Source organism: Chitinophaga sp. CF418 (assembly GCF_900142925.1).
Taxonomy (GTDB): domain Bacteria; phylum Bacteroidota; class Bacteroidia; order Chitinophagales; family Chitinophagaceae; genus Chitinophaga.
On sequence record NZ_FRCN01000010.1, the window covers coordinates 212,581 to 227,148 of the forward strand.

At 45.2% G+C, this 14,568-nt stretch carries 14 protein-coding genes; 4 read left to right on the forward strand and 10 right to left on the reverse strand.

Annotated elements, in window-relative coordinates:
• Window positions 1–2: 2 nt before the first annotated feature.
• From F3I09_RS21885 to F3I09_RS21915, 7 genes are all read right to left on the reverse strand, one after another.
• Window positions 3–1,349 (reverse strand): BamA/TamA family outer membrane protein, encoded by a 1,347-nt coding sequence (locus F3I09_RS21885; RefSeq protein WP_223233336.1) that lies wholly within the window; start codon window positions 1,347–1,349, stop codon window positions 3–5.
• Between the two features lie 59 nt (window positions 1,350–1,408).
• Window positions 1,409–1,930 carry a GNAT family N-acetyltransferase gene (locus F3I09_RS21890; RefSeq protein WP_223233337.1) on the reverse strand — a complete coding sequence of 174 codons (522 nt, stop codon included), beginning with the start codon at window positions 1,928–1,930 and terminating at the stop codon, window positions 1,409–1,411.
• Window positions 1,931–1,941: 11 nt separating this feature from the next.
• Entirely contained in the window at window positions 1,942–2,376 is a 435-nt protein-coding gene (locus F3I09_RS21895; RefSeq protein WP_149697184.1) for a MarR family winged helix-turn-helix transcriptional regulator, read from the reverse strand.
• 363 nt (window positions 2,377–2,739) lie between these two features.
• Entirely contained in the window at window positions 2,740–2,988 is a 249-nt protein-coding gene (locus F3I09_RS21900) for a hypothetical protein (RefSeq protein WP_149697185.1), read from the reverse strand.
• 112 nt (window positions 2,989–3,100) lie between these two features.
• Entirely contained in the window at window positions 3,101–4,096 is a 996-nt protein-coding gene (locus F3I09_RS21905) for an alpha/beta fold hydrolase (protein WP_149697186.1), read from the reverse strand.
• Between the two features lie 162 nt (window positions 4,097–4,258).
• Window positions 4,259–5,005, reverse strand: coding sequence for a M57 family metalloprotease (locus F3I09_RS21910; RefSeq protein ID WP_149697187.1), 747 nt, complete (start codon window positions 5,003–5,005; stop codon window positions 4,259–4,261).
• A gap of 278 nt (window positions 5,006–5,283) precedes the next feature.
• The gene (locus F3I09_RS21915; RefSeq protein ID WP_149697188.1) at window positions 5,284–6,027 is read right to left on the reverse strand and encodes an SDR family oxidoreductase; all 744 of its coding nucleotides are present in this window, start codon (window positions 6,025–6,027) and stop codon (window positions 5,284–5,286) included.
• A 95-nt stretch (window positions 6,028–6,122) separates the two neighbouring features.
• On the opposite strand from F3I09_RS21915, the gene F3I09_RS21920 reads away from it, so the two are divergent.
• The 3 genes from F3I09_RS21920 (at window position 6,123) to F3I09_RS21930 (ending at window position 8,421) form a co-directional block, all read left to right on the forward strand.
• Entirely contained in the window at window positions 6,123–6,692 is a 570-nt protein-coding gene (locus F3I09_RS21920) for a Crp/Fnr family transcriptional regulator (protein ID WP_149697189.1), read from the forward strand.
• Window positions 6,693–6,795: 103 nt separating this feature from the next.
• Entirely contained in the window at window positions 6,796–7,536 is a 741-nt protein-coding gene (locus F3I09_RS21925) for a carboxypeptidase-like regulatory domain-containing protein (protein ID WP_149697190.1), read from the forward strand.
• Between the two features lie 33 nt (window positions 7,537–7,569).
• Window positions 7,570–8,421 carry a helix-turn-helix domain-containing protein gene (locus F3I09_RS21930; protein ID WP_149697191.1) on the forward strand — a complete coding sequence of 284 codons (852 nt, stop codon included), beginning with the start codon at window positions 7,570–7,572 and terminating at the stop codon, window positions 8,419–8,421.
• Window positions 8,422–8,491: 70 nt separating this feature from the next.
• Here the strand turns inward: F3I09_RS21930 and F3I09_RS21935 are convergent, their stop codons facing one another.
• Both F3I09_RS21935 and F3I09_RS21940 read right to left on the reverse strand, forming a co-directional pair.
• Entirely contained in the window at window positions 8,492–9,277 is a 786-nt protein-coding gene (locus tag F3I09_RS21935) for an alpha/beta hydrolase (RefSeq protein ID WP_149697192.1), read from the reverse strand.
• Between the two features lie 131 nt (window positions 9,278–9,408).
• Window positions 9,409–10,257 (reverse strand): AraC family transcriptional regulator, encoded by an 849-nt coding sequence (locus F3I09_RS21940; RefSeq protein ID WP_149697193.1) that lies wholly within the window; start codon window positions 10,255–10,257, stop codon window positions 9,409–9,411.
• 264 nt (window positions 10,258–10,521) lie between these two features.
• On the opposite strand from F3I09_RS21940, the gene F3I09_RS21945 reads away from it, so the two are divergent.
• Window positions 10,522–11,265 (forward strand): 1-acyl-sn-glycerol-3-phosphate acyltransferase, encoded by a 744-nt coding sequence (locus tag F3I09_RS21945; RefSeq protein ID WP_149697194.1) that lies wholly within the window; start codon window positions 10,522–10,524, stop codon window positions 11,263–11,265.
• A 484-nt stretch (window positions 11,266–11,749) separates the two neighbouring features.
• Here the strand turns inward: F3I09_RS21945 and F3I09_RS21950 are convergent, their stop codons facing one another.
• Window positions 11,750–14,500: a putative LPS assembly protein LptD gene (locus F3I09_RS21950; protein ID WP_149697195.1), complete on the reverse strand. Its 2,751-nt coding sequence runs from the start codon at window positions 14,498–14,500 to the stop codon at window positions 11,750–11,752.
• Window positions 14,501–14,568: the final 68 nt, after the last annotated feature.

The following is a 14,568-nucleotide window of genomic DNA, read 5'->3' on the forward strand; positions in this document are numbered from 1 at the left end:
TTCTAAAACGCCTCATTTAGGCCCAGAAAGAACCCTCTGGTCCCATACTTACCCCAGGCATAATCCAGGCAAAGATTGGTACGCGTATGCTTGTTAAACAGTATCCGTAACCCTGCTCCTCCCCCTGGCCGGAATGTCTGGAACAGTTTGGTGCCTATTTCATCGCTGGCGGTCTGTAAATGGAAGAAAGCAACACCACTGATAAAATTATTCCTCAATATAGGGAAGCGGTACTCCACTTCTGAATAGTTATAGTTCTCGCCTTTGAAATAACCAACCACATACCCCCTCCCACTACGGGAACCCGGGTCTTTGGCTGTACCGGGCAGTTCAAAGTAGGGTATTGCTCCGTTGATCAGGTAAGAGCCCCAGTTCCAGAGTGCTATTACATGTGCCGGGTTCCGGGTGGAAAGACTGATATACTTCCTGAAATCCGTCGTAAACTGCAAAGAACTGCGGGTACTGCCCATCCAGGTCTGGTTGGCACGGAAACCAGCGTCTATATACACGCCCCTGTATGCACTGTTCTGATTATCACGGGTTGTGTACTGGACGTTCAGCAGCAGTCCATTCGCCATATAGTGGTCTCTCGGAAATCCATGCCGGTCGCTGTAAATATTGAATGGTGTCAGATCAGTAGTAGTGTCTTTATTTTGGAGCCTGCGTCTGATGTCAAACGACACTCCCATTCCTACGAAAAGGTTCTTACTGACCTCTTTGTATACCTTCTCTCTGAAGTTGTAGAATTGTCCTTTCACCGCACGGGGTTTGCGTGCTGCATTGGCAAGTACGATGTCAGCTTCACTCTTCCCGCCTTCATTTGCTATGCCCAGTCCAAAATCAGGCGTTACTGTTTTGGCAGCGACCAGGCTACCCTGCAGGTTCCACTTGTTACCAGGAGTGTAGACATTATGAGAGATGTAGAAATAAATAATGCCTTTAGTAGTAATAGAGGCAGACGTTGCCGCAACTGAAAGCAAGGTCCGGGGATCACCTCCCAGTTTTTTTCCTGCAACGGCCTTAATGCCGATCTGTGAACCAATACTGGGATTGGAGGCTATATTGGGGATGACAATGATCCCTGATCGTGTTTTCATCGGGCCCGGCGGCCTCTTCGGATGTAAGATATCTCTTGCCAGGTCTCCGAGATCAAATTGCCGGAACACGTTTTCCTCAACCTGTCTTTCAGCGACCTTGGGTAAAGAATCCCGCTTCAGCGTGTCAGCAGGCGGCTGTACCTGACTATAAACAGCCCCATGTATAATAACAAAGGATGTTAATAGAAAGATCTGCCACAGCACAAATATGTGTCCACTTGTCCGGATATGGTTTGCTCTACGGTTTAGCAAGGCTTGAAGTGTTTTGTCTACAGATAGCATCAAAACAAATTTCAAACCAAGTATGAGGGTTAATGCTTCTGTCCGGTGTTATTCAACTCCATGTCATACCTTCTCTCCACCAGTTCCTTGTCAAACGAATTGGATCTTTTCTCTTCTGTTAATATGAAACCATGCCTCGTATATAAAGAAATCGCTTCCTCCTGTTCATTCGTCGTCCACAAATATGCTTTAGTAATCCCTATTTCTTTCATATAACTGATAAATTCATTCATCAGTTTCTTCCCCAGTCCAATTCCCCTGTATTCCGGCAGGAAGATAAAATAACGCAGCTGCACACTATCCACCCTGTTAACTCCCATCAGGAAACCTATGATCTTACCTTCATGCTCACAGATCCATATCCTGTCCTTTGACGGATCATACCGGTGGGCGAACTCGCCCAGCCCATCCAGCACATAACCTTCAAAGTTAAGTCCATAGCCTCTCTCCTTTGCATAAAGCAGCCCATGTAAATAAGCAACATAGCCAAGATCCCCCGGCAACAGCTCGTTACGCAGGCTGATATCATTTAAATTCATCGTAGTTGTCATAGTATTCCCCGTTATTTATGTTGTAATATGCCCTGTATTGCTTTCATATGGTTTACCAGCTCCTGCTGCTTACGGGCTGGCAGGTTGCCGATCAGTTCACCTATTTGTTCATCAGATGTCCTATTAAGCGCTTTGAATACTTTCAATCCTTTTTCTGTCAGCGAGATCAATGAGGCTCTTGCGTCCTCCTCAGATGGCATTTTTAATATCAGTTCTTCCTTCTCGAGCTTCTTTAGTATGCGACTTAAATAACTTTTATCAATATGCATGGCTGTCATGATCTGGGAAGCCTGCACACTTTTACCTGTATATATTTCATACATAGTACGCACCTCTGACAGTGAATAATCACTGTTCAGCAAATGCGCATCCAGCAGACCAATGATATCAGTATAGAAACGGTTGAACGCACGGATCTCCTGGACCGCTACTTTAGTGTCTGTCATTTTTTCTGATTATAAGTTTACCAGTGAATCCAATGCGAATATAAGAATATTTAGTGGACAAAGTCCACTATTAAACATTAAATAATTTTCGGGGGAAAAGATCAGTGTAGACAGGGAACAAACAGCTCATTTATTCACAGGCAATAATCTGTAACTGTTTTACCACATTTTATGTAAAATAAACTTCTTTTACAGTATTAGGTATCAGATTTACAGTAACATCATACTACGGGCAAACAGCGACGCCTTCATTACCACTGAACATGAGTAGGCGATGGCTGTTGCCGGAAGACTTTGTTATTGTTTATATGATAGTTAATCACCTGGTAATGATCATGTACAGATGCAATAGCTTGCCGTATCTCAACATTCCGAGTAATCAGAAGAGAAAGTACCATTCACAGCATATAACTTGTCAATCCTGATCTCCGTCTGATCTTCCAGTTTTAACCACTGATGGCCATCACGTTCGAAAAGGCTTTCTATAAGACCGTTGGCACGGGTCACACCATTATCATCGTAAAGAATAGCTGCTTTTTGTTTCTTGTCGAAAAGCTCTTTCACTAACGGGTAAAAAGTACCGCCGGTAGGAATTGTTTCTCTCTTGTCCATGGCAAATCATTTTAGAAGTACAAAGTTACAGGTTGGCCTGTTTATTTACAACAAGACAGCGGGCGCCTCCCTACAGGAACGCGCCCGCTGCTTTTATACTCAATTCCGTATGTTAAATATGCTGTGCTTTCGCCCACTGCTCAAACGCCTTGTAAAACGCTCCCGGTTGTTCTATCCAGGGCAGGTGTCCTGCGTTCTTTACAATCACCAGTTGTGATGTAGGAATTCGCGCATGTATCCGCTTTGCTTCCGATTCAACACCGCAGATGAAATCTCCGTCGCCCACTACTACCAGCACAGGTACCTTAATGTTGTGCAGGTCATTCAGCAGATTCTTACTCTTAAAGATATTTGACGCATCTGTGTAAGCGTATGCTTTATCGCTGACTTTAAGCTTGGGCAATGTGCGCATTATTTTAGTATTCGTAAAGTACAGCGGCAATATCACCTCTAAGAATTCATCCATCGTGCGTTTAACGGTGTCCTTACCAAAGAATGCGGCTTTCGCTTTTTCAAACTCAGGACCATTCTTTGTTTCTTTAATGACTTGCAGCATTTCCGCATGCTGCAGACTGTCATACAGCGCCATAGCATCCAGCGCAATGATACCATTCACATTAGCGTTGTGCTGCGAACCATAGTTCAGTACCTGGTATCCTCCACCGGAATGCCCCGTCAGCCATACCTTTGACAGTCCGAAATACGCTCTCAGTGAATCCATATCATTCACGAGATCCTGGTCGGTATATTTTGTCGGATCATCAGGACCGGAAGACAACCCACTTTTGCGGGTATCGTAATACACCATTGTAAAATGTTTTTCAAAGGGTGTCAGTGAACGCATATAGTCCACATGCGCACCCCATCCAGGAGATGGCGCCAGGCACACAGGCCCTTTCCCTGAAACATAGTAATGCAGCTTAACACCGTTTACATCGGCGAAATGTTCTCCTGCAGACAGCTTCTGCTGACTGAATGCATAAGCGGTAGAAAAAAACAACATGAACAGGCAACAAACCAACTTTCTTAAAGCAGTGGTATATCCGATCACATTTACACTCCATTTACGCCCCATAGTAATGGAGTTGAGGGCAATAAAATTATTCATCAGATAAAACTTTTATAAATCGGGCGTGAAGTTACAGCGAAAGCTAAAGGCGTGATATCCCCAAATCCGGGCACTTATTGTACATTTTATGGGGAGCTGAAAAATGTGAGAGCCTGTCCGTCAAAGGCGGACAGGCTCTCACATTTTCAACTGGTTATGTTATCAGGGGTATAAAGCCGCTGCAGCCTGTTTGTCTTTTGTAGACAATGTAGTTGCACCGCTACCACACTGACCTCCGTTCATGAGGGAAGAAGCATCAGTACCTCCTACGCCAGGAACCGGCGTAGCACTGGACTCGCCAATGGCAGACCAGTTAGTATGCCTGAAAGAAACGTTATGTCCCATTTCATGGCAGATGGTGCGCGCACGTTGTGCAAAGCTGTTACCTGCTATTTGTGCCTTGTTGATCCTGATGGTACCGCCTGCTCTTCCGCCGGAAGGGAAAGTGCCCTGTCCGCACACACCTGATCCCAGGTTGCTGTCAACGATCAGTACATCATAAGTGCCGCTAACTACTGACCAGAAGATGGAACAATTGGCTACCCCATTCCACTGGGCGATAGCGGAATTGATCTCCGACGTCATAGAAGTCATAGAAGGGTCTATCTTCAGGCGGATATTTGTTACCCAACCTGAAGCTACCAGGCTTCCTGTATAATACTGTTCCGGTCTCACTTTTTCAGCAGGTACTTCCATGTTCTTCGGGAAGATGATGTCTTCTTCTACAATAAATTCATTCGTATTTTCTACAATCTTGTCGGACGGGAATCCCAGATCATGGATGTAAGCCAGTACTTTTTTAGCGTTGTCATTTTGTGTTTGCGGATCGCTTGCTGGCGCATCGGCCGACTTCTTACAGGCTGCAAAACAGATGACCAATAGCAATAGGGGGAAAAGCATGTTTTTCATGTTTCATTTGGGTTTTAAAGTGAAAGATTAGGGTAAGAAATAAAGACGGTATACAATAGTGCTCTCAGTACGTTTTACGTATTACAATACAGGATTTAAAAAGGATTTAGATTTTGGTTGACAGATTCGGGTTTTAACAATAATACAAATATTTCCTTATCATCAAAAGACTTTTAATTATCCCCCTGTGGCAGGATATCAGTAGAAATTATTACCGGCCGGTAACGCGATACATTAAATTTTCCGCAGGAATAAAAAAGAAAAAAAAGGTGGTCTAATCAGATCAATACCGCACCACCGTCAACAGTTAATATCTGCCCTGTGGCAAACTGTTGTTTCATCATATACACGAATGCCTGGGCTATATCTTCCGCTTCTCCTATACGTTTCAACAGCAGCGCATCCCCTACTGAAGTATACAGATTGTTGCGGTCTTCTGGAGACATACTGTTCCACAAATTGGTCCTGATCACACCCGGCGATACCTGGTTCACACGGATGGGCGCCAGCTCCACCGCCATAGCCCTGGTAAAGCCTTCCATAGCGCCGCAGATACTGGCAACTATTCCCCACCCTGTATTGGGCCGCGGACTGGCAATACCACCAACAAGGTTGATAGAACCTCCTTTGTTAATATGAGGCGCGCCATACTTCACTGCCGCCAACGCGCCCCAGTAACGCAGATTGAAGAAGGAACGCACCTGTTCCAGGTTAGTGTCGGCCATGTTGTTCAATACAAGGTTTTCACCGGCGGTATATGCGAGGTGATCAAAGTTCCCTGCCTGTTCAAAGAAGGACTTAATGTTGCGTTCCTCAGACAGGTCTATTGCATAGCCTTCGCTGTGTGCGGGCAGCCTGGTCAGCGCCTCATTGATACGCTGCTGATTACCGGATACGATTACAACCTTAGCGCCTTCAGAAGCTGCAGCGATGGCTGTTGCCAGTCCGATCCCCGAACTGCCGCCCAATACAATTACTCTCTTTCCTGTCAGCGCCGTTTTGTTTGTTTGTTGACTTTCCATCATTTGTTGTTTTTAATACCTCAAAGGTCGGAAGCCCATAAGCGCGGCTATTTAACAAATGGTAAAAAACGATTTTCAATTGCGATATTTGCTATATGGACAATCAGCTGCTCAATTACCTCCAACTTGGCAAAGCACTATCAGAAAGCGACCAGGCTGCAATCCAGGATGCTTTTGAATGCAGAACGTATAAAGAAGGGACAACCTTATTTCAGTCAGCACATATCTGCAGGCAATTGTTCTTTGTATGTAAGGGGATACTCCGGATACTGGTGCAGAATGAAAATGGCAACGAAGTGACCCATCACTTTATCGGTGAGGACCGCTTCTGTACTATCCTGAACAGTTTTACCAACCAGGTGGTAGCACACCAAACGATCCAGGCAGCCTGCGATGCGGAAGTACTATACATAGACCGGGCAGCACTGATGGATCTATATGAAAAATATCCGCCACTGAAGACAGCCATTGACCAATCCATCCAAAAGACGCTGCTGGAAAAAATAAACACCCGTAACGCCTATCTGGGCTATGATTCCAGCGAGCGATACCGTTTATTCCTGGAACGGCAGCCGGACATAGCCAGGAGGGTACCGCTGGGCAATATCGCCTCTTACCTGGGCATTACTCCGCAGTCACTCAGCCGTATCAGGAGGAAACAGTAGCCATCCGTTGGTCCTTCCCAACTGCCCGTTCATCTAAAATGAAATGTTAATATATTACACTACTCTTGCTTATATATTACTCCTGTCTTAGATTAGTCCCGAAATGAATAATAATAGCCTCTTCCTGAAAACAGCCCTGTTTGTAATATTGGTCCTGCTGGCCGGGATAAGCAAAGCGCAGGTCCGTACTGTCTACGGAACGGTATACGAGCGTTCGGCCCGTTATGGACTGCCGGGCGTAAGCGTTATGAGCACTTCCGGCGCCGGCGCCGTTACAGACTCCCTGGGGCGGTATAGTATCAAATTGCCGCTGACAGACTCTATCAGCTTTTCTTACCTGGGGAAAGCCACGATGAAAATCCCTGTAAAGGAGGCGCCCCTCAACCGCGCCTTCGATATGAGCCTGCATGTGGATATCACTACACTACCCACAGTAGAAATACAGGAGAAAAGGAAAAGTTATCAGTTAGACTCAATAGCCAACCGGGAGGAATACCGCAAGGTATTTGATTATTCACCGGAATATATCTCTTCAGTCGCCGGCGGCGTGGGCGTTAACCTGGATGCCTTATTCAGCATGAAAAAGATCAAAAGAATGGAGGCTTTCAGGGAACATCTCATAGAACTGGAGCACGAGAAATATGTAGATCACAGGTTTAACAAGACCCTGATACAAAAACTAACCGGCTTACAATCGCCCGCCCTCGATAGTTTTATGGTAGAATACCGGCCTACATATGACATGTTGCTGAACTTCGAAACTGAATACGAATACTACAAATACATCCGCGATTCGGGCAGTTATTTTCAACAGGTATGGAAGCAGGATCATCCTCAATTATGACGTAACTTGCGATAGTTATACCAACGCAATCGCATGAAACTAGTCATCAAAGATCCAATATCCGGAGGCACGTTACTGCTGTTCAAAAACGAAGAGCGCTTTGACCGCTTATACTACGGCCGCGATAAAGACACAAAATATTTTACCATTGCCTGGAATGCGGGCGAAACACAGACAGTCACAATTGATGGTGAAGAACATACTTTTAAATCGCACACCCTCCTGGCCATGATGTTCAATCAAAGCTTCAGCTTTGAACGTCCCACAGATATTGTAGCCTGGCAATTCAACCGTGAATTCTATTGCATCGTCGATCATGACAGAGAGGTAAGCTGTGTGGGATTTATCTTTGGAATGGATAAGGTCTTTATCACCCTTGATCCCGATACGCAGCAAAGGCTGGAACTCATGCTGGATATATTCGTACTGGAAATGAATACGGTGGATAATATCCAGAGTGAAATGCTGCTGATGTTGCTGAAGAGACTTATTATCACCATTACCCAACTGGCCAGATCAGAATACATTCCGGACAAAAAACAACAACAGGACGGCCGTTTCCATATCATCAGGAAGTTCAATCTGCTGGTCGAAGAACATTTCAGGGCGGAACATTCAGTGAGTTATTATGCGCAGCTGTTAAATAAATCGCCCAAGACCCTGTCCAATCTCTTCGCTATTTTCAATCAAAAAACGCCTACGCAGATCATCCAGGAAAGGATCATTATTGAAGCGAAACGACTATTACGCTTCACGAATAAATCTCCCAAGCAAATTACCTTTGAACTGGGCTTTGAAGATCCCGCCTATTTCTCTAATTTCTTCAAAAAGCACACCAACGCAACACCACTGGAATTCAGAAATACAAAGGTCGGGGAAGTATAAAAAAAATGGATCCGTACGCGTAGTGGCATACGGATCCAGGGTTGTTGTGTCTGGGTTGGGAAGCTATATCTTATTTACCGGCAGCTGTTGCCGCAGCAACAATAACCTTTGCAACCGCTTCAGGCTGTGACATGAATATCACGTGACTACCTTTTACTTCGGTAACCTTAGTGTTAGAACGTTTGTACATGTTACGCTGAATTTCAGGCGCTATACTTTTATCTTCTGTAGCTATCACACCATAAGCTGGTTTATCTCTCCATGCTGCGTGTGTAATGTTGGTTGCAAATCCTTTTGCATAAAAAGCGCCCTGGGAAGCATACATAAAATCCGCCTCTTCTTTACTGATATCAGCACAGAAACCTGCATGATATTTAGCCTGGTCGTAGTACACTATACCTTTATCATCCGGAGGCAATACACCGTTTTCAGGAGCAGGAGGAGCTGTCTGTAACCAATGTAAAGCTGATTCTCCATTATCAGGCTGGAATGCGGCCACATATACCAGTGCAACTACTTTCGGATGATTGCCTGCTTCTGTGATCACTGCGCCGCCCCATGAATGTCCTACCAGTATGGTGGGACCATCCTGTTTGTCTAATACCACCTGTGTAGCTTTCACATCATCCTCCAGAGAAGATAATGGATTCTGCACAACAGTTACATGATATCCTTTTTTCGTCAGCACAGTATACAATGCCTTCCAGCCGGAACCATCGGCAAATGCGCCATGTACCAGTACTACATTTTTTACAGCCGGTGCTTTCTGTGTTTGTGCAGAAGCACTGAAAGCTGCAAATAAGATCATAATTGTTGCGAGTAAACCGCCTTTAAATTTGTTAACCTGATTTTTCATGTGTTGTATGTTTATTAAAGTTGTATCTGTGTAACCTGTTTTAGGTAATACTCATCATCGGCAGCGGCGAAGCAAAGTAACAGCCTGCTGCCCGCTCAATCAATGCACAAAACGAAGAAAAGCCTGGATGATTAGCGGTACTTTCTCCTGTACGCTTTAGGAGAGATCTTTTCCGCTTTGGTGAAAAGCCTGGAGAAGTAAGCGTAGTCCTGGTATCCCAGTTCGATCGCTATTCTCTTAACTGTTTTGTTAGTATAGCTCAGCAGCCGTTTTGCTTCGATCATCACCATCTTCTGTATCCAGTAGCTTACGGTAAAACCTGAAGCCATTTTAACAGCTTCGTTCAGGTAAGGAGTGGACAGGTTCAGCGCATCAGCATAATCGGACGGCTTTTTCATGCGCTTATAACTGTGGAACAATAAGGCTTTGAACTGCCGGGTAATCGTAATAGACCGGGCATCATGTTTTCCATCTGGGGCGATCACGCCTGCATATTCTTCAGCAAACAAGCCCGCCACCACTTCTATTAATCCTTTCTTTATATAGGGCCTGACAACATTATCAGCAGTATGCTTCAATTCTTCATCCAGCAGGCTGATAACAGTATATAACTTACCTGCTTTTGCAACCGGAATAGCAGCCACCGGCTGTGCAGCTGTGTAGCTCTCAAATGCCAGATGGTACACCTCATTCAGCTGTCCCGGCTCAACTGCTATTACCTGCATACCAGTATCTGACATAACATGCTGATGTAACTGTCCGGGGCCAATAAAATAAACTGCCGGCCCTTCGATCTCCATCTCTTTAAAATCCACTATCCACCTGCTGCTTCCACTCTTCTGAAAAATAAACAGGAAATGCTCGTTTCTGTGAGCAGTGCTGAATATCCCATTCTCTCCGGTATCGTTACTGCTGATCACCACAGCGCCATGCCTCTTCATATCATCATTTATCAAAGCAGGAATAGCATCTTTATTCATGGATCGTTTTTTTGTACGTTTTGAACAATACAAAGGTGCGATAAGAAGGCCCCATGGATATTGCAGTTATTTCCCGAAGGATTGTTATTTTTTCAAGGTCCGGGAGGCGGGCTGTTGTGAAAATCGTCCACGGTCTCCGGAAATCCTGCCTGAGCATGAAACACTATTACAGGAAGAGACCAGAATATAAATCTTGCTATATATAGCAGATTGTAACTATATTTATGTAAGAAAAAAGGGACTAAAGAATAACTTCTACAGATTATGAAATGGCTTAAGAATCTCCTGGCCAGGTTGTATGCCGCCTATGCATTGATCCTGTTTATCTGTACTATGCTGATCATGCTACTGCCCATGTGGCTGGTATCTCTGTTACCTTCTCCCCGCAACATTCGTTACTTTATGGCATTGGGCCGTGGCTGGATGCATGTTTATATGCCGCTGATATTTTGCCCTGTACGCAGAAAGGGGACAGAATATTTCAGGTCAAAAGAGCCCTACATCATCGTTTGCAATCATAACTCGATGATGGATATCCCCACTACTACCTATGCCATTCCGGCCGGCAGTAAAAGTCTGGGCAAAAAGGAGATGGAAAAGACACCCATCTTCGGCATCATGTATAAGGTGGGTACCGTGCTTGTGAACAGGCATGACCCCGAAAGCCGTAAAGGAAGCGTGCTGGAAATGAAAAAGGTGTTACACGAAGGTATACACATGCTATTATATCCTGAAGGTACCCGCAATAAGACAGACCAGCCCCTCAAATCCTTTTATGACGGCGCCTTTACCCTGGCCATTGAAACCGGGCGCCCCATCCTGCCGGCAGTTATTTTTAATACCCGGAAGATATTACCTCCGGGCAAGATCTTTTATGCCCTTCCTCATGCCATAGATATCCATTTTCTGCCTCCTATACATCCGGAAGGACTGGATCTGGCAGATACGGAATTACTCAAAGAAAGGGTGTTTAAAACGATGTGGGAGCATATTGAACAACACTGGTAACAGGTACCTATAACGGGCGGGGTTAGAAGATTGCGTCCATTATTAATTCCCGGGGTTGCCCCCGGCTACAATCACAAGGCAGCTCCGAAGCCTATTACGTTTTGTTGAAATGCCAGGGATCGTTGCTAATCCCCGGGATTAAAATCGTGATACTATTTTATCGCTTGTTCTACGCTTTACCTCTGCTTCTTCTCCGCGTCTTCGTTGCTTCTTCTCTGCTTGTTCGCTCAAGAAAAAAGCGCTTATAAAAATTCAATAAACTGAAATTCAATCAGTTGATATTTTCATTAAGCATTTTGAGCTCAAAAAACCGTGTTAAAAAAGTATCAGGATATCATTTCATTCAACAACGTATTCAACAAAACACCGTATTCAACAAAACGTAACAGGCACCTTCAGGAGCCTGGTGTTTGCAGCCCGGAGGTGATAACCCCGGGGATTCCAGACGGGTGCATGCCCGGGAACGAAACGGGTGCCCCGGACGTTATAAATCGTAGAACGTTCGCGACCTGTTAAGACGGAGGTCACGGAGAATACCGGATTTCGGACTGATAGTAATACTGAACTGACGGTAGGTACCGATCGGGATCAGGTTGATAGACATCTGCCAGCAGTGCAGGTCACGTGAAATGTACACGTTCGTATAAGCCAGCTTATTATCAATAAAGTTATAACCACTGTTCACCCCTATCTTCCACTTAGGCGTCAGGCTGAAATCACCGTTAAAGGCGAGGTACTGGGTAATGGTCTTTACCACACCTCCCGAATCAGGGATGATACCTTTAGTATAGGTTAAGCTATAGGAAAGGTCCAGTTTCCACGGAATATCAAAATCCACGTATTCTCCCGGGTTCTTTCTGATAGCCTGTAGCTGACGTTGTTGCGCCTGGAAGGCAGCATCGTTGCTCTGCTCATTCTCAAGATTCTGGATTTCCTGTTCTTTTTGTTTGCTTTTCTTGTCGGACGACTGGAAAGAGGTGCTCAACGCAACATTCGCACTGGTAAGGCGGCCTAAACTGAATTGACCTTCCTGCCACACAAATCTGTCTAACCTCCTTCCCCTGGCATTTACTGCATATGGATCGATAGTACCGCCTGCTGTGATATTCAGTTTATCAAAGAGGTTAGTACGGGCATAAATATTAAAATTGGACAATTTGAAGCTGTCTGCCAAGAAGTTATAGGAGCCATTGATTCCAAAACCATCCAGCAGTTTGATCTTTTTCTCCTTATTGGCAGAGGTATCCTTTTTCGAGAACACCTTCATTTCGAGATTGTTATCCAATCCAAAGGAAATAGATGCAGACCTTCCTTCTGAAGGAACGCCGACGGAGGAACTGGTGAAATATGACTGCCTCACTATCTGGGTATCCGCAGTGTATTGCAAATTATAGTAAGCGTTTTTCGCAAGATCAGGCGCGAGGGAGGCGCTAATGGTTGGTCTCATGACGTGCCTGATAGCCTTGATCTTTGAATTCTTGCCAAACTGGTACATACCATACAGGGCGGTAGACAATGATACGCCCGCACTGGCCTGTCTGGCAGCAAAAAAGCCTGACTCGTAGGTAGTATCTATACCTCCCAGTGAATCGATACTAATACGTTTCGACCCATTCCATTTCCTTATCGTCTTCTTGGTAAACCAATATTCCGAAAAACTTATCGACGGAGAAAAGGTGAAATTTTTAAATACCGGTATGGAGAAGGAAATAGGAATAGCGTGTTTCACACCCGACTGTAACGCGTCAAACATCCTTGACTTACCGAATACAGAATCCTTAAAGGTTACACTGTTATTCAGGGTACCATTATAGCCTATCCCCAGTTTATGATACCATTTGGCCTTGCCCACCACTTCTTTCGGTTGGAAAGGATAGATGGTATTCATCGTAAAGGTGGCAGACGGGAATGATATATTGACGTCGCGGGTGGTCAGGTTCTGTGAGTGCGTAAGGCTGGAGGTAAAGTTGAATGGTTTTCCCTGCCAGCTTTTCGAGAAACTGATGGACGATCCCAGGTTATTGTTCACACGGGAAGAGTAATCATACACGTTGAAAGTATTATAGCTGGACGTACCAAAGTTTACACTGGCCCCGAAAGTAACACCAGGACGCGCCTTACTGTCCATACTATGGTTCCAGGTAACGCGGAAGTCACGTGACCGGCTAAACTCACTTTTAACGGATGGGTCTCCAAAACGGGTATTGGAAAAACTCAGCGTCATACCACCATTATAATGGTAGCGTTTCCGGTAGGTAGGACTGGCCGTGAGGGACCAGCTACCGTAGGAGTAGATCTCACCACGCATGGTCAGGTCGAAATTATCGCCCAGACCTATATAATAACCGCCATTTTCCAGGCCCATCCCCTTCTGTGCGTTCACGACATAGCCGGGCACCAGGATACCGGACTGTTGTCCGTGGGTGATAGGGAAGATGGCAAATGGTATAAATAATGGTGTAGGTACGCCTTCTATCTCCAGGTTGGCCGGACCGGAGATTACCAGTTTATCCGGTATTACCTTGATCTTTCTGGCCCTGAACTGGAAGTGGGGGGTGTCCAGGTTACAGGTAGTATATCCATTCCTGAAACCGAAGATGCTGTTGTCAGGCTCGCGTTTGGTCTGCTCACTGGCCACAAAGCCTTCCCCATATTGTGAACGGGTATTGTAGATCTTTGCCCGTTGTGTGGTAATATTATATCTGAGTGTATCAGAGTCGAAGGCCTGGCCGTTATCATCCAGCTGCGGACGGCCATATGGCTTTCCGGCAGTATCCTGGGCGGTGGTCGCCTCCATGATACCTGTAGCCTGGGTATAGTTCATACGTTCTGCAGAAAGGCTCGTTTTCTTATACTTGGTATTGGCGGTACCATAAAAATAAAAACGTTTATCCGGCACTACGAGAACGATCGAATCCTTAGCTTTATAGGTGATAGGAGCATCCAGACTATCTTTGGAGAGTTTAGGGACAAACATACTGTCAGTACCTGTATAATCCGTTGACACCGGAACACTGTCGGGCGCCTCCTCAGGCACCGCAACTGGCCTTAATGTTGTATCTTTTCCCCGTGAAGAAGTATCAGTTCCGGGAATGGGCACCGTATCTTTTGGCACGCCATCTGTGAAACTTTTGTTAAAACTCTCATAGGCATCTGGCGCGGGCGTTGCGACAGCTGTTATTATGAAGGGAATGACAATTAATATACCGGCAAAAACCAGGTATATCTGTCGCAAAAACTTTTTATAATTATTTTTGTGATTCAGGTGCATGTGTTAAGCGGGCACAAACCTACATGTTTTTA